General features: G+C 59.7%; 22 protein-coding genes and 1 pseudogene. 18 read left to right on the forward strand and 5 right to left on the reverse strand.

Annotated features, from left to right (window positions below):
• Positions 1-324, reverse strand: a pseudogene (locus QZ268_RS14270) (tRNA (N6-isopentenyl adenosine(37)-C2)-methylthiotransferase MiaB); the annotation flags it as partial.
• Between the two features lie 138 nt (positions 325-462).
• Here QZ268_RS14270 and QZ268_RS14275 point away from each other — a divergent pair.
• A complete protein-coding gene (locus QZ268_RS14275) occupies positions 463-1,332 on the forward strand; it encodes a glycosyltransferase family 2 protein (protein WP_295453923.1) in 870 nt (289 codons plus the stop codon).
• 116 nt (positions 1,333-1,448) lie between these two features.
• Here the strand turns inward: QZ268_RS14275 and QZ268_RS14280 are convergent, their stop codons facing one another.
• A complete protein-coding gene (locus QZ268_RS14280) occupies positions 1,449-2,246 on the reverse strand; it encodes a phytanoyl-CoA dioxygenase family protein (RefSeq protein ID WP_295453926.1) in 798 nt (265 codons plus the stop codon).
• A 177-nt stretch (positions 2,247-2,423) separates the two neighbouring features.
• Between QZ268_RS14280 and QZ268_RS14285 the strand changes: the two genes are divergently transcribed.
• Complete coding sequence (locus QZ268_RS14285) at positions 2,424-3,365, forward strand: LysR family transcriptional regulator (RefSeq protein ID WP_295453928.1); 942 nt, start codon at positions 2,424-2,426, stop codon at positions 3,363-3,365.
• On the opposite strand, the gene irr is transcribed toward QZ268_RS14285, so the two are convergent.
• Complete coding sequence (gene irr / locus QZ268_RS14290) at positions 3,343-3,759, reverse strand: Fur family transcriptional regulator Irr (RefSeq protein ID WP_295453931.1); 417 nt, start codon at positions 3,757-3,759, stop codon at positions 3,343-3,345. The two genes, QZ268_RS14285 and irr, sit on opposite strands and share 23 nt — an antisense overlap.
• Positions 3,760-3,969: 210 nt before the next feature.
• Here irr and fabA point away from each other — a divergent pair, with 210 nt between their 5' ends.
• The 4 genes from fabA (at position 3,970) to QZ268_RS14310 (ending at position 8,075) form a co-directional block, all read left to right on the forward strand.
• A complete protein-coding gene (fabA, locus tag QZ268_RS14295) occupies positions 3,970-4,479 on the forward strand; it encodes a bifunctional 3-hydroxydecanoyl-ACP dehydratase/trans-2-decenoyl-ACP isomerase (protein WP_295453934.1) in 510 nt (169 codons plus the stop codon).
• 156 nt (positions 4,480-4,635) lie between these two features.
• Positions 4,636-5,898 (forward strand): DUF2254 domain-containing protein, encoded by a 1,263-nt coding sequence (locus QZ268_RS14300; RefSeq protein WP_295453936.1) that lies wholly within the window; start codon positions 4,636-4,638, stop codon positions 5,896-5,898.
• A gap of 147 nt (positions 5,899-6,045) precedes the next feature.
• Positions 6,046-7,275 carry a beta-ketoacyl-ACP synthase I gene (gene fabB / locus QZ268_RS14305; protein ID WP_295453939.1) on the forward strand — a complete coding sequence of 410 codons (1,230 nt, stop codon included), beginning with the start codon at positions 6,046-6,048 and terminating at the stop codon, positions 7,273-7,275.
• 8 nt (positions 7,276-7,283) lie between these two features.
• Complete coding sequence (locus tag QZ268_RS14310; protein ID WP_295453943.1) at positions 7,284-8,075, forward strand: enoyl-ACP reductase; 792 nt, start codon at positions 7,284-7,286, stop codon at positions 8,073-8,075.
• Positions 8,076-8,160: 85 nt separating this feature from the next.
• On the opposite strand, the gene QZ268_RS14315 is transcribed toward QZ268_RS14310, so the two are convergent.
• A complete protein-coding gene (locus tag QZ268_RS14315) occupies positions 8,161-9,234 on the reverse strand; it encodes a nitronate monooxygenase (protein WP_295453946.1) in 1,074 nt (357 codons plus the stop codon).
• 116 nt (positions 9,235-9,350) lie between these two features.
• Positions 9,351-9,779, reverse strand: coding sequence for a peptidylprolyl isomerase (locus QZ268_RS14320; RefSeq protein WP_295453949.1), 429 nt, complete (start codon positions 9,777-9,779; stop codon positions 9,351-9,353).
• Positions 9,780-9,990: 211 nt separating this feature from the next.
• Here QZ268_RS14320 and QZ268_RS14325 point away from each other — a divergent pair, with 211 nt between their 5' ends.
• The 12 genes from QZ268_RS14325 (at position 9,991) to QZ268_RS14380 (ending at position 21,213) form a co-directional block, all read left to right on the forward strand.
• On the forward strand, positions 9,991-10,677 hold the full coding sequence (locus tag QZ268_RS14325; RefSeq protein WP_295453951.1) for a haloacid dehalogenase type II: 687 nt from the start codon (positions 9,991-9,993) through the stop codon (positions 10,675-10,677).
• A 15-nt stretch (positions 10,678-10,692) separates the two neighbouring features.
• The gene (locus QZ268_RS14330) at positions 10,693-11,526 is read left to right on the forward strand and encodes an alpha/beta hydrolase (protein ID WP_295453954.1); all 834 of its coding nucleotides are present in this window, start codon (positions 10,693-10,695) and stop codon (positions 11,524-11,526) included.
• The gene (locus QZ268_RS14335) at positions 11,526-12,503 is read left to right on the forward strand and encodes a threonine/serine dehydratase (protein WP_295453957.1); all 978 of its coding nucleotides are present in this window, start codon (positions 11,526-11,528) and stop codon (positions 12,501-12,503) included. Before QZ268_RS14330 ends, QZ268_RS14335 begins: the two co-directional genes overlap by 1 nt.
• A gap of 36 nt (positions 12,504-12,539) precedes the next feature.
• Positions 12,540-13,769 (forward strand): endonuclease/exonuclease/phosphatase family protein, encoded by a 1,230-nt coding sequence (locus tag QZ268_RS14340; protein ID WP_295453959.1) that lies wholly within the window; start codon positions 12,540-12,542, stop codon positions 13,767-13,769.
• A gap of 114 nt (positions 13,770-13,883) precedes the next feature.
• Positions 13,884-14,675 carry a 3-oxoadipate enol-lactonase gene (pcaD, locus tag QZ268_RS14345; protein WP_295453962.1) on the forward strand — a complete coding sequence of 264 codons (792 nt, stop codon included), beginning with the start codon at positions 13,884-13,886 and terminating at the stop codon, positions 14,673-14,675.
• Positions 14,668-15,378 (forward strand): alpha/beta fold hydrolase, encoded by a 711-nt coding sequence (locus QZ268_RS14350; RefSeq protein ID WP_295453965.1) that lies wholly within the window; start codon positions 14,668-14,670, stop codon positions 15,376-15,378. The genes pcaD and QZ268_RS14350 overlap by 8 nt, the downstream gene beginning before the upstream one ends.
• 1 nt (position 15,379) lies before the next feature.
• A complete protein-coding gene (locus tag QZ268_RS14355) occupies positions 15,380-16,717 on the forward strand; it encodes an adenylosuccinate lyase family protein (protein ID WP_295453968.1) in 1,338 nt (445 codons plus the stop codon).
• 76 nt (positions 16,718-16,793) lie between these two features.
• Entirely contained in the window at positions 16,794-18,008 is a 1,215-nt protein-coding gene (locus tag QZ268_RS14360) for a TCR/Tet family MFS transporter (RefSeq protein WP_295453970.1), read from the forward strand.
• A 65-nt stretch (positions 18,009-18,073) separates the two neighbouring features.
• Entirely contained in the window at positions 18,074-19,174 is a 1,101-nt protein-coding gene (locus QZ268_RS14365) for a Zn-dependent alcohol dehydrogenase (RefSeq protein WP_295453972.1), read from the forward strand.
• Between the two features lie 14 nt (positions 19,175-19,188).
• Positions 19,189-19,557, forward strand: a complete 369-nt coding sequence (locus QZ268_RS14370; protein WP_295453975.1) for a hypothetical protein — start codon at positions 19,189-19,191, stop codon at positions 19,555-19,557.
• Positions 19,558-19,561: 4 nt separating this feature from the next.
• Complete coding sequence (locus QZ268_RS14375) at positions 19,562-20,794, forward strand: mandelate racemase/muconate lactonizing enzyme family protein (protein WP_295453977.1); 1,233 nt, start codon at positions 19,562-19,564, stop codon at positions 20,792-20,794.
• A 116-nt stretch (positions 20,795-20,910) separates the two neighbouring features.
• Positions 20,911-21,213 carry a metalloregulator ArsR/SmtB family transcription factor gene (locus QZ268_RS14380; RefSeq protein ID WP_295453980.1) on the forward strand — a complete coding sequence of 101 codons (303 nt, stop codon included), beginning with the start codon at positions 20,911-20,913 and terminating at the stop codon, positions 21,211-21,213.
• The last annotated feature ends 52 nt before the right edge of the window (positions 21,214-21,265 follow it).

Consider the following 21,265-nt stretch of genomic DNA (forward strand, 5'->3'; position numbering starts at 1 on the left):
AGACTGAGGTCCTACGACTAGGTCAACCGCAGGCTGGCGCCGCATGATCTCGGCCCCCTCGGCTTGTGCAACACACCCTGCCACGCCGATTTTTAGGTCCGGATTTTTGGTTTTGTGGACCTTCAGCCGACCCAGTTCAGAATAAACCTTTTCAGCGGCTTTTTCACGGATATGACAGGTGTTCAGCAAGATCATGTCTGCTTCTTGAGCTGAATCTGTTGAAACGTAGCCCTTTGTGCCCAGAGCTTCTGCCATCCGTTCGCTATCATAGACATTCATCTGACAGCCATAGGTCTTGATAAACAGCTTCTTGGGCGCGGTCATATCTGTGGTGCCTTCCAGCAGGGATCGGGAACAACGGCCTGCCATAACGGCAAATCTCGCGGCTTGCAATGCAGGCGGGATTACCCGATTTTAAGGGCAATTGCCAGAAGGGCAGCAAAAGGTCAGAGACACAAGAGCATGATGTATTCTTCGCTGGAAGATTTTCTCAAACAACAAAAGGCCCTACTGGTCAAAGGCCCCGTCGCGCTGATCTTTGTCGAGGACGATATCGAGGTGGCCACAACCCTGCGCCATCATTTGCAATCCGGCTTCAAAGCCGTTGTTGCCCTGATGCCAGATGCCTTTGATCTGCCGCGTGACATCAAATCCAAAGTCCACCGCGTTCCCTTTGATTGCAGCGCCCCTGAGAACGTGTTCGGGGCGGTAAACCAGATTATCAAGGCAGCGCAACCGGGGTGCTGGCTCTATTACTGCTACAATGCTGAATTCCTGTTCTTCCCGTTTTGCGAGACCAGAACAGTGGCAGAGATGCTGACGTTCCACAGCGAAGAGCGGCGCTCGGCAATGCTGAGCTATGTGATAGATCTCTATGCTGGCGATTTGCAAAAACATCCCAACGCCGTGTCCCTGGAAACCGCCTTTCTCGACAAGTCAGGCTACTACGCCCAGGCCCGCTGGGATGATGCCACCCAAGAGCCACGCGAAAGGCAGCTGGACTTCTTTGGCGGCGTGCGCTGGCGCCATGAGGAGCATATCCCCTGGACCAGCCGCAAGATCGACAGGATTTCCCTGTTCCAGGTCAAAGAAGGCCTGGAACTGCAAGACAATCACACCTTCAATAATCAGGAATACAACACCTACGCCTGCCCCTGGCACCACAATCTAACCGCTGCCATCTGCTCCTTTCGCACCGCAAAAGCGCTTAAACGCAACCCCGGATCGGATTTTGCCATCGACAGTTTCAAATGGCACAACTCCACTCCCTTTGAGTGGCACTCCCGGCAACTGCTGGACCTTGGCCTGATGGAACCAGGACAATGGTTCTAACCTCCAAACCCAACCCTGGCGCCACCTGCCATTTCACCTGACCAACAGGATCTCAGGCGTGAAAGCCCCATCCGGCGCAAGAGGAGGCAGGGCCCCCTCCCCTCACCGTGCTGCCCCTAACGCTGCAGCAACACCGGAAACCAATCCTCCCGCAGCCGTTGCCCCGGCTGCATGTCGTGTCCCGGATAGGGCGGCGAGGTCGGTCCGGGGCGTTCGACATAACGTGCGTCCTCCCCCACCAGCCGCAATGAGAAGGCCCGTCGGCGGCTCTGGCTGGTATTGGCACGGGCCCCATGCAGGGTTTTGAAATCAAAGGCCACAGCATCCCCGGGCTCCATGTCCCACTCTAGAATGATCATGCCCTCAGCCTCGGGATCAGGCACCGCCATGTACTGCCCTTCGTCGGCAAAGAACCCCTCCTGTGAAACCCAACGGGTTGGTAGCACTTCCTTTTCCCACCTGTGAGAGCCCGCAACACAGCGCAGGGCAGCCTCTGTCACCGGGTCCAGCGGCGACCAAAAGCTGATGGTCTGGCGACCTTCTACAAAATAGTAGGGACCATCCTGATGCCAGGGAGTCGCCATCGAGGTCCCCGGTTCTTTCACCAAGACATGATCATGGAACATCTGCACCCGGTCAGAGCGCATCAGGTCAGCGGCAACCTCCGCTACCGGTGAGGATTTGATTGCCGCCTCAAAATCCGAAATGCGGGGCCAATTGCAATAATCATCAAAAAAGCGCCCGGTCTGGCCCGCCTTCTCGTTGTTTGACGCATAGGGACCGGGCTGCGCCATGTTTTGGGCAATGCCGCGGCGCAGCTGGTCGACCTGCCCCTTGAACAGCCCCTTGATCAACACCGCGCCGTCGCGCTGAAAATCGTCAATATGGGTTTGCGTGATGAGAGGGTGCACCATAGGGATCTCCGTCCTGATTGTACCACCACACCGGCCCGCTTGCGACAGCCTGACAGACGGGCAGACTGACGGGCTCCAGCTTGGCGGTGGGCGGAAAAGAAGTATTTTTGCTGCGCCGACCATGCCGCCTGAATAAATTAGTTTCAAATAATATATTTCTAACCTAGTTATAACCACATGCTGTATTTAACTCTGCGCCACTACGAATACACCTGCGCCGTTGCCCAGCACGGCAGCCTGTCTGCGGCTGCACAGGCCCTCAATGTCAGTCAGCCCGCCCTCTCTACCGCCCTGGCGCGGATCGAAGACCACCTGGGCCACCCCCTGTTTGTGCGGCGGCGAGGCACGCCTTTGTCGCTCACCCCTCAGGGGCGTGACTTTGCCAAAGCGGCCCAACACCTGTTGGACCAGGCCGCCCGGCTTGAGACTCAGAACGGCAGCAGCCCTGTGGTGCAAAGCTTGGTCATAGGCTGTTTTTCCGATCTGGCCCCCTTTGTACTGGCCCCCGCTCTGCGCCACCTGCGCGCGGCCTTGCCTGACCTCACCGTGACAACCAGAACTCTGGGGTTTGCACAGATCATTGCAGGCCTTCTGCAGGGGGAAATCGACCTGGCGGTGACCTATGATCTGGGGTTGGATGCAGGTTTCACACGGCTGGTGATCGACAATCGCCCCCCCCAGGCCTTGGTGCCGCCCGACCATGACCTGGCGCAACACGACAGCCTCTCCCTGGCGCAACTGGCCCGCGAACCTCTGGTGCTCTCGCAGGAGGGCGTGTCGGTGCAACATATGCTGGCACTGTTCAAAAGCCTGGGGCTAACACCGCGCATCTCGCATCGTGCGGCGTCTTTGGAGGTGCTGCGCAGCCTCGCCGCCAACGCAGAGGGGATCGGCATCAGCTATAGCGCGCCACCTATCCGCCAAAGCTACGATGGCAAAGCGCTGGTGAATCTCCCGATCCGCGACAGCTGCGCCCTGGAGCCAGTGATTATCACCACCCACGGTGCGCCAAAACCTGATTCGGCCGTGGCGCAGGCGATGGACATCCTGTCAAAGACCCTGAGCCCCCAGAATCCCAAACCCGCAGCAGCTGGCCTCAGACCTTCCGCAGACGAATGACCACATCAACCGAGGCGATTTCCATACCCTCAGGTGCGTCGGGCAGGCGTTGAATCACCAATTGATCAGAGGGCGCATCGGTAACCCGGTTGCCGTCCTCCCAAAAATAATGCGGGTGATCATGGGTATTGGTGTCAAAATAGCTTTTTGACCCATCCACAGTGATTTCCTGCAACACGCCTGCGTCACAAAAAGCACGCAGCGTATTGTAGACCGTGGCCAGTGAAACGGCGGTGCCTTTGGATTTGGCGGCGTCAAACAGGCTTTCGGCGGTGACATGACGATGTTTGCCATCGCCCACCAAAAGCTCCGCCAGGGCAAGCCGTTGGCGGGTCGGGCGCAGACCGGCGTCAACCAGCCAGTGTGTTGCCACTTCTTCGGTGTTTGGCGTCATGTGCGGATCCTGCATCGCGTTGCTATTGGTGTTTATACTGCGAATGAATTGCATTTTTCAAACAGAATCCCCACTTGCGGTGAACGGCACGGCAAACGACCTGTGCCCCCTCCCCGTGCTCGGCATTGTTCACTGCTCTTGCAGGACCCTTGAGCCGGGTGCTACATGAGGAAAAACACATGAAACACCTCAGGCAGGAGACGCGCCAGCATGGCCGATTACCCCAGCAGCTTTGACAAAGACGATCTGTTGAAATGTTCCCGCGGAGAGCTGTTTGGCCCAGGCAATGCCCAGCTTCCAGCGCCACCAATGTTGATGATGGACCGCATTACCGAGGTCAGCGCCGATGGCGGCGCCCATGGTAAGGGCCATATCATTGCAGAATTCGATATCAACCCGGACCTGTGGTTCTTTGAGTGCCATTTCCCCGGCAACCCAATCATGCCCGGCTGTCTGGGCCTGGATGGGCTGTGGCAGCTCACCGGTTTTAACCTCGGCTGGCGCGGCTGGCAGGGGCGCGGCATGGCGGTTGGTGTGGGCGAGGTCAAACTCACCGGCATGGTCCGCCCCGAGCGCAAGATGCTGACCTATAAGATCGACTTCAAAAAAGCGATCCAGACGCGCCGCCTGACCATGGGTGTGGCGGATGGCATCGTCGAAGCCGATGGCGAGATGATCTATGACGTCAAAGACATGAAGGTCGTTCTCTCCGAGGCATAAGCCATCCGAATAGAGATCCAATGAAAAGAGGCCCCTGGGCCTCTTTTTTGTTGCCCCAGCCCCTGTGCCATAATCCCAGAGCCCCGCACCATAGCCACCCGCATGGTTTCGATATTTTCATCGACGCCCAATTTGTTTCTCACTAGGGTCGCCACTATGCGCAGCGTTCTTTCAGATCTTTTCAATATCAAATTTGTCTGGCTCATTTTGCAGCACTTGCGCAAAATATGGGTTAGAACAGTCGGCTTTGCAGTCCTGGCTCTCGGCTCTGTGGTGCTGGCAAAGTTTGTGGGGCAGCTATTACCCCTTAGCTGGAGCGAAAAAATCGGCGCAGGCGCGGTGGATCAGGTGCTCAATATTCTGGCCACCTCGATGCTTGCAGTGACCACGTTTTCGTTGTCCATCGCGGTTTCGGCTTTCTCGACAGCCGCCGGTTCTGCCACCCCGCGCGCAACGGCCCTGCTGCAGGAAGACCACACCACACAGAATGTCCTGGCAACGTTTCTAGGGGCCTTCTTGTTCAGCCTTGTTGGCATTGTTGCATTGAATGCGGGCTACTACTCCGAAGCAGGGCGTCTGGTGTTGTTTGCCACAACTGTTCTGGTGATTGCATTTGTTGTGGTGGCGCTGTTGCGCTGGATCAGTCAGCTGGCAAGTTTTGGGCGCATCGAAGACACCGTAGAACGTGTTGAAACAGCAGCAAGCACCGCGCTGCAGCGGCGTATTGAAAAACCCTGCCTGGGTGGCAAACCGCAAAAACAGCCCCCTCCAGACAGCGCCCATAAGCTGTGTTCAAATGTGATCGGCTTTGTCCAACACATTGACATTGGAGCCATTTCCAAATGCGCAAAGGAACTGGATCTCGAGGTCTGGATCGCGGCCTTACCAGGAACATTTGTTCATAAGGCAACACCACTGCTGTTGGTGACAGGCAACACTCATGCGGATCACGACCTTGCCCCGCTCAGGGCGGCATTCTCCTGTGGTGAACGGCGCAGCTTTGATCAGGACCCCAAATTCGGGCTCATCGTCATGTCCGAGATCGCCTCACGGGCGCTGTCACAATCGGTCAATGATCCAGGAACTGCGATTGACGTGATCGGCCGGCTCGTCAGAATACTCGCGCCTTGGTATTCTGACCTGTCACAAAAGGTTGAATATTCAAATGTCACCGTGCCCCCGTTGCAGAGCGCCGAACTGCTGGAGCAGGCCTTTCGACCTATTGCCCGCGATGGCGCTGCGGTCATCGAGGTCCAGTTAAAACTGCACAACGCCCTGCTGGCGCTCGCAGAGATGGCCCCCGAAACATTCAAAACGGCCGCAGCGGCCCTGTCGAAAGATGCACTGGAACGTGCTGACATGGGCGTTTTGACACAACAAGAGCTGGGCGCCCTGAAAGAGATTTCGGCCAAAATTTGAACAGGCTGCGCATCTCGCGGGCAGCGGGTTCGATACCCTGGGCAATCCTCACGAATACGTTCAAACACCCGAGGCCCATATCAGAGCCATCTTGCACCTGCCCGCCGCAATGCATACTAAGACATAAGCAATTAAGGGAGTGCACGTATGCGTCGTGTCGTCGTCACCGGTCTGGGGATCGTCTCCTCCATCGGAAACAACACCGAAGAAGTCATCGCCTCGTTGAAGGCGGGGAAATCCGGCATCGTAGCCAGCCCGGAAATGACCGAGCATGGCTTTCGCAGTCAGGTTGCCGGCACGCTGAAGATCGACATCAAGGAACATGTCGACAAGCGCGCCCTTCGCTTTATGGGGCCAGGTGCTGCCTATGCCCATATCGCCATGAGCCAGGCCATTGCCGATGCGGGCCTCTCTGAGGATCAGATCGTCAATGAGCGCACTGGTCTGGTCGCAGGCTCTGGTGGTCCCTCCACCTCTGCCATGCTGGCGGCGCATCAGGTGGTTGCCAAAACCGGAGCCACCAAGCGCATCGGGCCCTTTGCGGTGCCCAAATGTATGTCCTCGACCATTTCGGCCAACCTGTCGACAGCCTTTAAAATCAAAGGCATAAACTATTCCATTACCTCGGCCTGCTCGACCTCGCTGCACTGCATCGGCAATGCGGCAGAACAGATCATGATGGGCAAGCAGGACGTGATGTTTGCCGGTGGCGGCGAAGAGCTGGACTGGACCCTGTCCTGCCTGTTTGACGCCATGGGCGCGATGTCCTCCAAGAAAAACGACAATCCAGAGGCGGCCAGCCGCGCCTTTGATCAGGACCGCGACGGTTTTGTCATCTCAGGCGGTGGCGGCATGGTCGTGCTGGAAGATCTTGACCACGCGCTGGCACGCGGCGCCAAGATCTACGCCGAAGTTGTCGGCTATGCGGCCACATCCGATGGCCACGACATGGTTGCGCCCTCTGGCGAAGGCGGCGAACGGGCCATGCGTCTGGCGCTGTCCACCCTGCCAGAAGGCCGCAAGGTCAGCTACATCAACGCCCATGGCACCTCGACGCCTGTTGGCGACGTTGGCGAAGTCGAGGCTGTGCGCCGGGTCTTTGGCGAAGGTCAGACCCCGCCGGTCTCGTCGACCAAATCCATGACCGGCCACGCCCAGGGGGCGGCGGGCGCATTGGAAGCAATTTTCTGCCTATTGATGCTGGATAAAGATTTTATTACCCCATCGATCAATGTGGACACACTGGCCGAGGGCATTCTGCCCGGCGAGATCGCAACCGAGCTCGTTGAAAACGCAGGCCTCGACTGTGTCATGACCAACAGCTTTGGCTTTGGTGGCACCAACGGATCGATGGTTTTGAGCAAGTACAAAGGATAACACTCATAATGTCTGGAACTTTGACGGGCAAGCGCGGCTTGATCATGGGTGTTGCCAATGAACGCTCAATCGCCTGGGGCATTGCCAAGGCGATGTCCGAAGCCGGGGCGGACCTTGCCTTTACTTACCAGGGAGAGGCCTTTGGCAAACGTCTGGCACCTTTGGCTGAAAGCGTCGGCAGTGACTTTATGGTCGACGTTGACGTGACCGATGACGCCTCGCTGGACACGGCCTTTGAACAATTGGGCAGCCGCTGGGACAGTTTTGATTTTGTTGTCCACGCCATTGCCTATTCGGACAAGTCTGAACTGACCGGGCGCATTCTGGATACCAGCCGGGCGAATTTCAAAAACTCGATGGATATCTCGGCCTATTCGCTGATCGAGGTGGCGCGCCGGTCGCATCCCTTTATGAAAGACAATGGCGGCACCGTCTTGACGCTGACCTACGGCGGTTCAAACCGGGTCACGCCAAATTACAATGTCATGGGCGTGGCAAAGGCCGCTCTGGAAAGCGCCACGCGCTATCTGGCCAATGATCTTGGGCCCGAAGGCATCCGTGTCAATGCGATCTCTCCCGGCCCGATGAAAACCCTGGCCGGGGCGGCCATTGGCGGCGCCCGCAAGACCTACAAGCACACCGAGCAAAACGCCCCCATGCGGTCTAACGCAACGCTTGAGGCCGTGGGTGGCACTGCTGTTTATCTGGCTTCGGATGCAGGTGCCTGCACCACAGGGGAGATCATCCACGTCGATGGCGGCTTCCATGTTCTGGGCATGCCGCAACAAGACCACCTGTAGTATCAAAGAAATGGGTTTTAAAAGGGCGCTTCTCAGAGGCGCCCTTTTGCCTGCGTAGGGCCTAGGTTGCCTTAAGCGTAGCGGCTCAAGCCTCCCTCAGCGCTGCCTGCATCTCTTGTACCAAAAGCGCCATCAGATCTCCGCTTGCCATGGCACGCGACTGCGCCGCCCCGGTGCCGGCCCATTGAGCGCCAAACCCTGTCTCACCTGCCAATTTGGCCGCAGCATTCAGAGCTTTGCCAGCATCATAGGCAATTGGATAGTCCGGGATTGATGTGGTCGTTTGTGTTTCAGCCCAGGCGGTAAAGCCGTTCTTCAAACAACGCGCGGCACGACCGGAAATCGCAGCGGTCATCTGCGTTTGCCCCGCAGTTGCAGCGGCCAAAGCCTGCCTGTAGCCCCCATCAGCCTGGCTTTCGTCACATCCCACAAAGGCGGTTCCCAGCTGCGCAGCACTGGCCCCCAAGCGCAGCGCAGCAGCAATGTCGCCCCCCGTCATCATGCCACCCGCAGCAACAACCGGGATCGACAGATCGGCCACCAGCTCTGCCGTCAGGTCAGGGGTTTTCAACCCCGCATCCGGCGCATCCGGGTCGAAAAGACCGCGGTGGCCGCCCGCCTCCCAGCCCTGGGCCACCACCGCATCAATACCCGCCGCCTGTATCGCCAACGCTTCGTTGAGCGAGGTCGCAGTGGCCATCAGGAAAACCCCTTTGGACTTAAACCCCTGTATGATCTCGGCATCCGGCAGGCCAAAATGAAAGCTCACAACCGCAGGTGCTTCTGCTAACAACATCTGCTGCGCAGCGCTGTCGCTGCAAAAGCTGGCATAGATCTCGTTTAAACTCTTGGGCGGGGAGGCATCAAAGCGAGCAAACAAAGGCGCCATCTGGGCCAGCCAGCCAGCCTCCAAAGCCGGGTCAGCCTGTGCAGGCCTGTGGCAAAATACGTTTATGTTAAACGGCTTCTGGGTCAGCTCGCGGGTTTTTTGGATCATCTCACGGGCCGTATCAACCGTGGCCGCACCAATCCCAAGCGCACCCAATCCCCCGGCTTCGCTCACCGCGGCGGCCATTTCTGGTGTGCTGACCCCTGCCATCGGAGCCTGAAAGATCGGCCAGTCCAACCCAATCCGCTTGATAATATCTTGCCCCTGCATAAGCGCCCTCCTACTGCCCCTGAGGTGCAGCAAAACCAGATCCGCGCCCAAATACAAGGCAAAGAAAAAGGGCCAGTGTTTCTACTGACCCTTTTCAAACCGCCGTCAAATGGCAATCAGCCGATCGAGACCAGCTGGATTTCAAAGTTCAGATCCTTGCCCGCCAGTGGATGGTTGGCATCCAGCGTCACGGTGGACTCGGTGACCTCGACAACGGTCACCGGCAGCACGTGGCCTTCGGGGCTTTGCATTTGCAGCTGCGTGCCAAGCTCCAGCGGGATATCGTCAGGAATGCCTTCGCGCGGGATCGCCTGGCGCGCCTCTGGGTTCAGCGGGCCATAGGCGTCCGCCGATGGAATTTCGAGCCGCTTTTTGTCGCCCACAGCCATTCCTGGCAGACCTGCATCCATGCCCGCAATCACCTGACCAGAGCCAACAGTGAACTCCAGCGGATCCCGTCCTTCTGAGCTGTCAAATACAGAGCCATCAGCCAGAGTGCCTGTATAGTGAATGCGGACGGTATCGCCGTTCTTTACCTCGGTCATGTGACCTCCAGTTATACAAAATTACAGTGGCGCACCCTACAGACCTCAGTTTTGAAGTAAACCCGTCGGCTCGCTCCCTGGGCAACCTAGGTGCAAAGACGCAAAGCACCGGCATATTGTAACCCTTGAGAGCTACAATTGTATTCATCACAACTTCGCGCTTTGCGCCCTGCCCAAGGCCATGACAGGATGGCCAAAAAGGGAGAATGCAATGCCAATCACCACCTGTGTTTTTGACGCCTATGGCACGCTATTTGACGTTGCCGCCGCTGCCCGTCAGGCTGCCGCCGAACCCGAATTTCCACATTTGCAGGACAGCTGGGCAGAGCTCGCCAACCATTGGCGATTGAAACAGCTGCAATACTCCTGGCTGCGCGCCATCACGGATGCCCATTGCGGGTTTTGGCAAGTTACCCAGGATGGGCTTGATTGGGCGCTTGAGGCCACCGGTCTTGCCGGGGATCATAAACTACGCAAACGTCTGCTGGATCTCTATTGGCAGCTTCAGGCCTACCCCGAAGTCCCGGCGATGCTGGCTGCTTTGAAAGCGGCGGGAATGAACACCGCGATCCTGTCCAACGGGTCCCCCGACATGTTGGATGGGGCCGTGCAATCTGCCGGGATCGGCGCGCTTCTGGATGATGTGCTCTCGGTAGAAAGCGTTGGAATCTTCAAACCAGACGCGCGGGTCTATGACCTGGTCGGGCAGCGGTTTGGCTGCCAGAAGGGCGAGGTGCTTTTTGTGTCCTCCAATGGCTGGGACGCCGCCAGCGCGGCGGGGTATGGCTTTACCACCGCCTGGGTCAATCGCGCAGCAGAGCCCATGGATCGGCTGCCTTGGTCTGCGCAACATGTGCTGAACGACTTGACCTCCATCCCTGATCTGGCTGCCACATAACCGAGGGTCCGCTGCATGAGCTATTTCACCACAAGCGATGGCCTGTCGCTGTTTTATGAGGAAAGCGGCACCCCGACTGGCACGCCGCTGATCTGCCTGGCTGGGCTGACGCGCGACAGCCGGGATTTTCGCTATTTCGCGCCCCTGGCCCGGCAGTATCGACTGATCACACTGGATGCACGCGGGCGCGGACAGTCGGATTATGACCCGGATTTTCAGAACTATAACGTCCCACGCGAAGCCCAGGACGTGCTGGAGCTAATGGACCATTTATCACTGCCACAGGCAGCGGTGCTTGGCACCTCACGTGGCGGCATGGTGGCGATGATGCTGGCCGCCACTGCCAAATCCCGCCTTACCGCAGTGATCCTCAACGACGTTGGCCCGGTCATTCCAGAGGACGGGATTGCCCGAATTATGATGTATGTGGGACGGCGCCCAGCCGCCAAGACCCACGCCCAGGCCGCCGAGACCCTCGCCGCCCTGATGGCGCCCGGCTTTGGCGATGTGCCCGCCCAGCGTTGGCGCGAAGAGGCGGAAACCTTTTACGATGCCACCGAGACAGGCTTGCAGCTGCGCTATGATGCCCGGCTGCGCGATGCGCTGCTGGCCCAGGCCGAGGCAGGTCCGGTACCGGATCTCTGGCCGCTTTTCATGGCGCTGGACGGGCTACCCTGCGGCATTATTCGCGGCGCCAATTCAGATGTCCTGAGCCACGAAACCTACCTGGAAATGCAACGCCGCCTACCGGCAATTCACGCTGTGGAACTGGCCAATCGCGGCCATGTTCCGTTCCTGGATGAACCCCAATCCCTTTCTCTTATTCAGTCCATTTTGGAGCCTATTTGATGTCATCCTTTGAAATGATCCAAGCCGCCGCCCAAAGGCTGCACGGCCATGCCCGCGTCACACCTTTTCTGGGCTCGCCCTTTCTGGATGACATTGCCGGACGCCGGGTTCTGGTCAAGGCCGAGTGCCTGCAACATACTGGATCTTTTAAGTTTCGCGGCGGTTGGGCGGCGATTTCCGCCCTCACGCAGGCAGAGCGTGCGCGCGGAGTTCTGGCCTATTCCAGCGGCAACCACGCCCAGGGCGTCGCCGCAGCCGCCAAGGCCCACGGGGTGGCAGCCGTGATCTTGATGCCCGCCGATGCCCCCAGCCTGAAAATCGAAAATACCCGCGCGCTGGGGGCAGAGGTGGTACTGTATGACCGCGCCGGCGGAGAGGACCGCAGCGCCATTGGTCAGGCCCTGGCCCAAGAGCGCGGTCTCACCCTGATCAAACCCTATGATGAGCCAGAAGTGATCGCCGGACAGGGCAGTGTCGGGCTGGAGATTGCCGCCCAGGCAGAGGAAGAGGGCGTCACCCAGGCCGATGTGCTGGTCTGTTGCGGCGGCGGCGGTCTCACCAGTGGTGTGGCGCTGGCGTTGGAGGCCACAGCCCCGGACCTAAAGGTGCGCCCGATTGAGCCCCAGGGGTTTGATGACGTCACCCGGTCACTGCACAGCGGTGACATCCAGAGCAACGCTGAAATCTCCGGGTCGATCTGCGATGCCATCCTCACCCCCGCCCCTGGCGTGCTGACCTTTCCAATCCTGCAGCGCCTCTGTGGCCCCGGTATTGTGGTCACCGAAGAAGAAGCCCTGCGCGCCATGGCCATGGCCTTTTTGCGGTTGAAAATCGTCATCGAACCCGGCGGTGCCGTCGCCCTGGCCGCTGCCTTGTTCCACCCGGATGAGATCAAAGGCGAGGCGGTGATTGCCGTGGCCACTGGCGGCAATGTCGATGCAGAGCTGTTCCGCCAGGCGATTAGCCGCTATGCTTGACCAGATAAGGCCGCTATCCCTCTGACGGAGTTCGCCATGAGCCGTTTCACCATCGCCTCTTTCAACGTCAAAAATCTGATTGGTCAGGACAAGGAATACTACCGCTTCCAAAGCTACACCCCCGAGGAATACGCGTGGAAGTCGGACTGGATGGCCGATCAGATCCTGACACTGGATGCCGATATTGTTGGCTTTCAGGAAATTTTTGAAGAAGAGCCCCTGCGAGAGGTGATTGCCGAAGCTGATGCCCGCGGTATTCAGGCCAATGCTGCCACGGTTCCGGATCGCTCAAAACGTTATCATCGCAAGGCCATTTTTCGCAAATTGGCCTATGGTCCCTACGGCGAAACAGGGCTGGCCTTTGCCCCCAATGCCAATGACACCGGCAAGCCCGGCCAGCGCCGACCCGGCTTGGCGATCCTGTCGCGCTTTGGCTTTGTTGGCACCCCGGAGGTGATCCAAGAGCTGGACCCGCCGCTTGATATCCCCATGTCTCATCTCGGCGGCGAGGAAGAGGCGGGCCATTACACCCTGCGCTGCCTGTCGCGACCGATCCTCAAGGCGCGTATTCCGATCAACGGTCAGGTTGTCACCGTCTTCAACTGCCATCTGAAGTCCAAACTGGGCGAATTCATCACCCCACCCGGCGCGGCACAGGCTCCGGAAACCGTTTTGACCGCCTATGACCCGGCAGGCCGTGCCCTGGGGGCGCTGCGCGCGGCCCTGCGGCGCATGGGCGAAGCCTGGGTTCTGCGCCGGGCCATTCTGGACGAGTTGGAGCAGGACCGCCCGGTGATGGTTCTGGGCGATTTCAACGATGGTGAACATGCTGTCAGCAGCGAAATCATCTCGGGGGAGGTGCCTTTTCGCAATTACTCCTGGATGCTGCGCCATGATGCCAAGCACGCCAATGACCGCTACAGCAGATCTGAGAACGTGCAAATCCAAGAGGCGGTGGACAGGGTGCGCCTGCGCTCGGCCGAAAAGGTCTTTCTCAAACGCTCGCTCAGGGATGTGGTCTATACCACCGCCTTTGGCGGCGTGCATGAAAGCATCGACCAGATTTACATGTCGCGCCACTTTGATCCCACCTGGTCAGGCGCAAAGGGGCAGATGCTCTATTACAGTGTGTTCAACGATCACCTGACCGATGGCAGCCACCCAGAGGCCCCCTATAACAAACTCGCCTCGGATCATGGTCAGATCATGGCGCATATGGAGCTGCGCGATGGGCCAGACACTGACGAGCCCGCTACTGTGCGATAACAGCTCAGTCCTGCCGCAGGCTTGGCCCGCAGGAGGAAACGGGCAGCAAAGCCGGGCTTTACCCCGCCCCCGCGTCTTTGGTAGATAGCCGCCACCCCTACCGGAGAAGACCACATGCAAATCGCAGACCTCGGTGATGTCCAGCTTCACTACCGCATTGATGGCGACCCCGACGGCGCGCCTCTCGTTTTTGCCAATTCCCTTGGCACCGATCTGCGGGTCTGGGACGCCGTGGTGGAACGCCTGCCTGCCGGGCTGAAAGTGATCCGCTATGACAAACGCGGCCATGGGCTGTCGTCTTGTCCCCCTGCCCCCTATTCCATGGGGGCCTTGGTGCGCGATGCCGAGCGCCTGCTGGATCATCTGCAGGTCCGCGACTGTGTCTTTGTCGGGCTGTCTATTGGCGGCATGATCGCCCAGGGGCTGGCGGTCAAACGTCTGGACATGGTGCGCGCGCTGGTCTTGTCGAACACCGCCGCCAAGATCGGCACCGCCGAGATGTGGCAGGACCGGGTCAAAGCGGTCACTGAACAGGGTATCGAACCTCTGGCCGATAATGTGATGGAGCGCTGGTTTGCCCGCGACTTCCGCGCCACGCCGGAGCTACAGCTATGGCGCAACATGCTGGTGCAACAATCGCGGGCGGGCTATGCCGACTGCTGCGCCGCCATTGCCGGTACTGATTTTTATACTCCGACCAGCGGATTGCGCCTGCCCTGTCTGGGCTTTGCCGGGGCCGAGGATGGTGCCACACCGCCGGATCTGGTGCGCGAAACCGTCGATCTTATTCCTGGTAGCCAGTTCCACCTGATCCGCCGCGCGGGCCATATCCCCTGTGTTGAACAACCAGATGAATATGCCAACCGCCTGACCCAATTCCTGAAAGAGACCGGACACATTGACTGATTTCCTGCTGATCCACGGATCCTGCCATGGTGCCTGGTGCTGGCGCGACGTCATCCCTGCCCTTGAGGCCCAGGGCCACACCGCCCGCGCCATCACCCTGCCCGGCCACGACGATGGCCGCGACCCTGCCACCGTGACCCTGCAGGAAACTGCCGAGGCCATCGTGGCGGCGGCCTCGCCCGAGACCATTGTTCTGGGTCATTCCTGGGCCGGGTATCCAATCACTGCAGCGGCTGAGATCGCACCAAAGGCGCTGCGCGGTTTGATCTATCTCTGTGCCTATGTGCCCATCTCGGGCCAGTCGCTGATCGACATGCGCAAGGCAGGACCACGTCAGACCATTGGCTCTGCCGCGATCAAACACCCAAATGGCGCCAGCTATACAATTGATCCGGCCGAGGCCCCGCGCCTGTTTTACCAGGACTGCCCCGCCGAGACCGTGGCCTATGCGCTGGCCCGGCTCTGCGCCCAGCCGATTCTGCCCCAGGAGACGCCGCTAGAGCTGACGGATGCCTCGCAGAATACGCCCAAGGCCTATATTCGCTGCACCAATGATCAGACCATCCCGCCCGAGTATCAGGCGCAGATGGTGGCGGATTGGCCGCGCAACACAGTACACGAGATGCAGTGCTCCCATTCGCCCTTTTTTGCCGACCCACAGGGTCTGGCATCGCTCATCGGGCAAATCGCAAAGGACTTCTGAAATGGCGGGATCCGTCTTTGACAGCCAGATCTATGGCGACCTCTTTACCTCTGGTGACGTGGGACGCCTGTTTACCGATACGGCAGAGGCCCGCGCCATGTTGTTGGTCGAGGGCGCGTTGGCCCGCGCCCAGGGCGCAGCCGGGGTGATCCCGCAGGACAGCGCCGCCGCCATTGGCCGCGCCGTCATGGAGGTGGCCCTGGATCCCGGCACCCTGCGCAAGCCCACAGGGCAAAACGGCGTGCCCGTGCCTGGCCTGATCGCAGCCTTTCGCGCCGAAATGAACGCGCCAGAGCACGCGCAATATGTGCATTGGGGCGCCACCTCGCAGGACATCATGGACAGCGCCCTGATGCTGCGGCTGCGCCAGGCGCTGGCGCTGATCGAGGATGATCTGAAACTGGCGCTGGACGCACTGGCCAAGCTGGCCCAGACCCATGCCAGCCTGCCAATGGCCGCGCGCACCTATGGCCAACATGCCACCCCCACCAGCTTTGGCGCGGTTGTCGCCACCTGGGGCGCGCCGCTGCTGGCGCTGGTTGGCGAGCTGCCCCCCCTGCGCCGCGATTGCTTGCTGATCTCTCTCTCTGGCGCGGCTGGGACTTCCAGCGCCTTGGGGCCAAAAGCAGGCGAAGTCCGCGCCGAAATGGCCAAGGCGCTGGGGCTCACTGTTCCTGAGGCCAGTTGGCACACAGATCGGACATCCGTTTTGCGGCTGATGGACTGGATGGTGCGGGTCAATCTGGCGCTGGGAAAACTGGGCGAAGACTGTATCGCCCTGGTGCAAACCGGCATCGGTGAAATCTCGCTGGGCGGTGCCGGAGCCTCCTCCACCATGCCGCAGAAACAAAACCCGGTCGCCCCCTCTGCCCTGGTTGCCCTGGCAAGGCAAGGCACCGGGTTGCTGTCGATCCTACATGGCAGCGCCCTGCATCAGCATCAGCGCGATGGGGCTGCCTGGTTCAGCGAGTGGCTGTGCCTGCCGCAGATCGTTTTGGGGGCCGCCAGCGCCGCCCGCACTGCCCGCGATCTCTGCGCCCGGATAACGCCCAATGCAGCGGCAATGAACACAGCCCTGGGCGCGGACCTGGACATGATCCATGCCGAAACGCTGAGCTTTGCCCTGGCCGCCGAAATGCCGCGCCCAGAGGCGCAGGCTGTGGTCAAAACCCTGTGTCGCGAAGCCGGTGCCAGTGACACGGCGCTGCGTAGGCTGGTGGCGCGCGACTTTCCCCAGCTCGACGTGAAGACGCTGTTTGATCCGGTCGCGCAGCTCGGCGCCGCCCCGACGGAAGCCTTGCGTTTCAGCAAAAAAGTCGCGGAACTGACGGCCAGCTAAACCGAGATCAGGCACTGGCGCCGACAGGTACTCCAGACGCCATCGCCTGATCTCCCCGCCAGTAAAGACCCCCCTGATGCGCCTGCCTTTGTTCTTTGTCCTGACCACTGTGATGATCGACGCCATGGGTGTCGGGCTGATCATGCCGATCATGCCCAATCTGCTGCTGGAGGTTCAGGGCGGCAGCCTGGCCGAGGCGGCAATCTGGGGTAGCATCCTGAGTACGGTTTTTGCGGTGATGCAATTCCTGTTCAGCCCGGTGCTTGGCTCTCTGTCGGATGCATTGGGGCGACGACCCGTGCTGCTTGTCTCACTCTTTGTCATGGCGCTGGATTATCTGGTGATGGCCCTGGCTGGATCGCTGTGGCTGTTGCTGGTGGGGCGCATCATTGGCGGCATCACTGCTGCAACCCATGCCACTGCAGGAGCCTATATCGCCGATATCTCCAAGCCCACAGAAAAAGCCGCCAATTTTGGCCTGCTTGGTGCCGCCTTTGGAGCCGGTTTTGTGATGGGGCCCTTGATTGGCGGGCTGCTGGGAGAGCTGGGAACCCGGGCGCCGTTTTATGCCGCCGCCGCCCTGGCTGGGCTGAATTTTGCCCTGGGCTGGTTTGTCATGCGCGAAACCGTCACCGATGCGCGCCGCCGCGCCTTTGACTGGCGGCGCGCCAACCCGCTGGGCGCCTTTCGCGCCCTGGCCCGCATTCCCGGCATCACCGGTTTGCTTTGGGTGTATTTCCTCTATTCGGTGGCGATCTATGTCTACCCGGCAATCTGGTCCTATTTTGCCGCCGAACAATTTGCCTGGCAGCCCCGGATGATTGGGATTTCACTGGCAATCTATGGCATCTGCATGGCCTTGGTTCAGGGGGGATTGCTGCGCTATATGGTGCGCTGGTTTGGGGAACGCCGCACAGTCCTGTGGGGGCAGGTCTTTGACTTTATCGCCTTTGGAGTGCTTGCGGTGATCGGCAGCGGCACGCTGGCCCTGATGCTGATCCCAATCGCGGCTTTGGGGGCCGTGGTGCAACCTGCTCTGCAGGGGATGATGTCCCGGGTGGTTGCGGACAATCAGCAGGGCGAACTGCAGGGGGTGATGACAGCGGTTCACGCACTGTCGATGATTGTCTCCCCGATGATGATGGCTTCGACTTTTGCGCTCTTCTCAAACAGCGAGACCAGTTACTATCTGCCCGGCGCCCCCTTCCTGCTGGCTCTTGTCTTGATGGCCATTGGCGCCTTGGTTTTCCTACGCAGCCGACCTGTCGTGGCGGAAAACGGCACAAGCTGACGGTTTCCACCTTGCGACCACTCGGCCAGCGGGCCACCTTGGGTTCAAACAGCAGGGAGAACACCATGCAAACCATCAAAGCAGCCGTCTGCCATAGCCATGGGGACCCCTTGGTGATCGAAGACATTCAATTGGCCGCGCCACGTATGGGCGAGGTCGAGGTTACCTTGGAGGCCGTCGCCATCTGCCATAGCGACATTTCCTTTGCCGAAGGCGCCTGGGGCGGTCATCTGCCCGCCGTCTTTGGCCATGAGGCCGCCGGTATCATCACCGGACTGGGCGATGGCGTCAGCGGTTTTGCCGAAGGCGACAGCGTCGTTGTCACCCTGATCCGCTCTTGTGGCACCTGCCCCTGCTGCGCAGGCGGCAAACCCACCCTCTGCGAAACCCCCTATGACGCCCTCAACGATGGGCCTCTGAAAACTGCAGAGGGCGCCCCGTTGATGCAGGCCATGGCCTGTGGTGCCTTTGCTGAAAAGGTGGTCGTGGACCAGCGCCAGATCGTCAAAATCCCCCAGAGCCTCAGCAAAGAAGCTGCCGCGCTGATTTCTTGCGGGGTGATCACAGGCGTTGGCGCCGCAGTGAACGCCGCCGGGCTGCGCGCCGGGCAGGATGTGGTTGTCATTGGCGCTGGCGGCGTCGGACTGAACGCCATCCAGGGCGCGCGCATTGCAGGAGCCCGCCGCATTGTCGCGGTCGACATGACCGAAGAAAAACTGGAAATCGCCAAGGAATTTGGCGCCACCGACGGTGTGCTTGGCAGCCTGAAAGCCCCCTGGAAAGCGGTCTTCAAGGCGCTGGGTGGCAAAGGTGCCGACGTGGTGCTGGTCACGGTTGGCGCCATTCCCGCCTACGAACAGTCCCTGCGCTATCTGGGCTCTGGTGGTAAGGTGGTGGTGATCGGCATGCCGCATTCCGGCCAAGAGGCGACCTATGAGCCTGTGATCATGGCCGCCGTTGGACACGGCATTATAGGGTCAAAAATGGGCGACGTGGTTATTCAGCGCGACATTCCCTGGATGGTAGACCTCTACGAGCAGGGCCGCCTGAAACTAGACGAGCTGATTTCCGGGCGCTGGAGCCTGGAGCAAATCAACGAGGCCATCGCCGATACCAAGACCGGAAGCGCCAAGCGGAATGTGATTCTGTTTAACACAACCAACTAAAACGGAGCGCCCCGGTGCTGAATTTTCTGCTCGACCTGTTCAAACCAAAACCGCCTGTGGCAGCGCCGATCACCTCTGAGGCCTCGATGAACTTCGACGCGGCTGAGGTTGGTCCCTTTTTGATCAGGCTGGCGGAAAACCCGCGCTTTGCCCTGCCAGCGGATTTTGACACGACCATCACAAGTGCGCTGCCTGAGATAGCGGTGGACAACAGCCGCCGTTGGCGCATTGACGGGGATTTTGACAGCAACCCAATGCAGCTTGAGATCGAAATCTTCATGGATGATCTTAAGGCGCCCGACATCTATTTTTTCAGCTCCGCGCAGGTCATTGCGGAAATTGAAAACGAAATGAAACAGCTCGATCTCTGGGAGGGGAAATAGCGGCATGAAACTACAAGATCTTGAGATCATCGTCACCGCCCCACCTGCACCTGGCTGGGGCGGGCGATATTGGATTCTGGTCAAAGTGACCACTGATACCGGCATAACTGGCTGGGGTGAATGCTATGCATCCACCATTGGTCCCGAGGCCATGAAACCGGTGATCGAAGATGTGTTTCAGCGCCACATGGCCGGGGAAAACCCGGAAAACATCGAGCTGATGTTTCGCCGTGTCTATTCTTCGGGCTTTACTCAGCGCCCGGATCTGACGGTGATGGGGGCCTTTTCAGGGCTCGAGATTGCCTGTTGGGACATTCTGGGCAAAGACCGTGACCGGCCGGTGCATGCGCTCATCGGTGGGCGCATGAATGATCGTATCCGTGCCTATACCTATCTCTATCCTCTGGCGCATCACGACATCGCTGAATTCTGGACCTCGCCGGAGCTGGCCGCTGAATCCGCAGCCGAAATGGTGCGCCAGGGCTATACAGCCATCAAGTTCGACCCGGCAGGCCCCTATACCATGCGCGGCGGTCATATGCCCGCCATGCAGGATATCTCGCTGTCCGTCGCCTTCTGCAAGGCCATCCGCGGCGCGGTGGGCGACAAGGCGGATCTGCTGTTTGGCACCCATGGGCAATTCAGCACTGGTGGGGCTATCCGCCTAGGCCAGGCCCTTGAACCCTATTCACCACTCTGGTTCGAGGAGCCCACCCCGCCGGACACGATCGACGATATGGCCCGTGTCGCCCGCTCGGTACGAATTCCTGTTGCCACCGGGGAGCGATTGACCACCAAATCCGAATTTGCTGCCGTCTTACGCGCGGGGGCTGCCGAAATTCTGCAGCCTGCCCTGGGCCGGGCTGGCGGCATCTGGGAGATGAAAAAGGTGGCAGCACTGGCCGAGGTGTTTAATGCGCAGATGGCGCCGCACCTCTATGCCGGGCCGGTGGAATGGGCCGCCAACGTCCATCTGGCCGCCTCGATCCCCAATATCCTGATGTGCGAGACCATCGAGACCCCCTATCACGACGCGCTGATCAAGGGGGCGATCCGGGTCGAAAATGGCTTCATCACCCCGCCCGAAACCCCCGGCCTCGGCATCGAGATCGACGAGGATCTGGCCCTCGCCCACCCCTTCACCGGCGACGGGTTGCACCTGCAAATGCAGGACGCGCCCTGCGATTATGTCAACGCAAACGCCTTTCAGGGCGGGGCGCCGGCAACAGAGGGATGACTTGACGGCAGGAATTGAGGCATTATGTCCCCATTAGTTAATTTGGGGTTGTCCATACCGTGACCATTCAAACCGCACAGACCGTTCAGAACCTGGCTCCGGAAACACCCGTCGACATGGCCACACAGGCCAGCGGTGCCGCGTCCTTTCTCAAGACCCTGGCGCATGAAGGCCGGCTGATGATCCTGTGCCACCTGGGCACCGGCGAGAAATCCGTGGGCGAGTTGGAAGATCTCCTGAGCATCCGTCAGGCCGCGGTGAGCCAGATGCTCGCGCGGTTGCGCGAAGAGGGGCTGGTTGCCACCCGGCGCGACGGCAAGACGATCTATTACTCACTGGCCGACAGCAATACCGAGCAGGTGATCGCACTGCTGTATTCGCTGTTCTGCGGCAAGGATAAGGCAGCCCCGCAAAGTTAAACCGGGGCGCCGCCTCAGTTCGAAACGTATCCGGCAACCACCTGCAACAGCT

Source organism: uncultured Pseudophaeobacter sp. (genome assembly GCA_905479575.1).
Classification (GTDB): Bacteria; Pseudomonadota; Alphaproteobacteria; order Rhodobacterales; family Rhodobacteraceae; genus Pseudophaeobacter.

Excerpts from the sequence above, each read along its gene's own strand:
- QZ268_RS14355 (WP_295453968.1), top strand. The coding sequence starts at position 15,380 with ATGGCGGGATCCGTCTTTGACAGCCAGATCTATGGCGACCTCTTTACC.
- QZ268_RS14300 (WP_295453936.1), top strand. The coding sequence starts at position 4,636 with ATGCGCAGCGTTCTTTCAGATCTTTTCAATATCAAATTTGTCTGGCTC.
- QZ268_RS14315 (WP_295453946.1), bottom strand. The coding sequence starts at position 9,234 with ATGCAGGGGCAAGATATTATCAAGCGGATTGGGTTGGACTGGCCGATC.
- QZ268_RS14330 (WP_295453954.1), top strand. The coding sequence starts at position 10,693 with ATGAGCTATTTCACCACAAGCGATGGCCTGTCGCTGTTTTATGAGGAA.
- QZ268_RS14360 (WP_295453970.1), top strand. The coding sequence starts at position 16,794 with ATGCGCCTGCCTTTGTTCTTTGTCCTGACCACTGTGATGATCGACGCC.
- pcaD (WP_295453962.1), top strand. The coding sequence starts at position 13,884 with ATGCAAATCGCAGACCTCGGTGATGTCCAGCTTCACTACCGCATTGAT.
- QZ268_RS14320 (WP_295453949.1), bottom strand. The coding sequence starts at position 9,779 with ATGACCGAGGTAAAGAACGGCGATACCGTCCGCATTCACTATACAGGC.
- QZ268_RS14340 (WP_295453959.1), top strand. The coding sequence starts at position 12,540 with ATGAGCCGTTTCACCATCGCCTCTTTCAACGTCAAAAATCTGATTGGT.
- fabB (WP_295453939.1), top strand. The coding sequence starts at position 6,046 with ATGCGTCGTGTCGTCGTCACCGGTCTGGGGATCGTCTCCTCCATCGGA.
- QZ268_RS14280 (WP_295453926.1), bottom strand. The coding sequence starts at position 2,246 with ATGGTGCACCCTCTCATCACGCAAACCCATATTGACGATTTTCAGCGC.
- QZ268_RS14275 (WP_295453923.1), top strand. The coding sequence starts at position 463 with ATGATGTATTCTTCGCTGGAAGATTTTCTCAAACAACAAAAGGCCCTA.
- fabA (WP_295453934.1), top strand. The coding sequence starts at position 3,970 with ATGGCCGATTACCCCAGCAGCTTTGACAAAGACGATCTGTTGAAATGT.
- QZ268_RS14375 (WP_295453977.1), top strand. The coding sequence starts at position 19,562 with ATGAAACTACAAGATCTTGAGATCATCGTCACCGCCCCACCTGCACCT.
- QZ268_RS14325 (WP_295453951.1), top strand. The coding sequence starts at position 9,991 with ATGCCAATCACCACCTGTGTTTTTGACGCCTATGGCACGCTATTTGAC.
- QZ268_RS14380 (WP_295453980.1), top strand. The coding sequence starts at position 20,911 with ATGGCCACACAGGCCAGCGGTGCCGCGTCCTTTCTCAAGACCCTGGCG.
- QZ268_RS14285 (WP_295453928.1), top strand. The coding sequence starts at position 2,424 with ATGCTGTATTTAACTCTGCGCCACTACGAATACACCTGCGCCGTTGCC.
- irr (WP_295453931.1), bottom strand. The coding sequence starts at position 3,759 with ATGACGCCAAACACCGAAGAAGTGGCAACACACTGGCTGGTTGACGCC.
- QZ268_RS14335 (WP_295453957.1), top strand. The coding sequence starts at position 11,526 with ATGTCATCCTTTGAAATGATCCAAGCCGCCGCCCAAAGGCTGCACGGC.
- QZ268_RS14310 (WP_295453943.1), top strand. The coding sequence starts at position 7,284 with ATGTCTGGAACTTTGACGGGCAAGCGCGGCTTGATCATGGGTGTTGCC.
- QZ268_RS14365 (WP_295453972.1), top strand. The coding sequence starts at position 18,074 with ATGCAAACCATCAAAGCAGCCGTCTGCCATAGCCATGGGGACCCCTTG.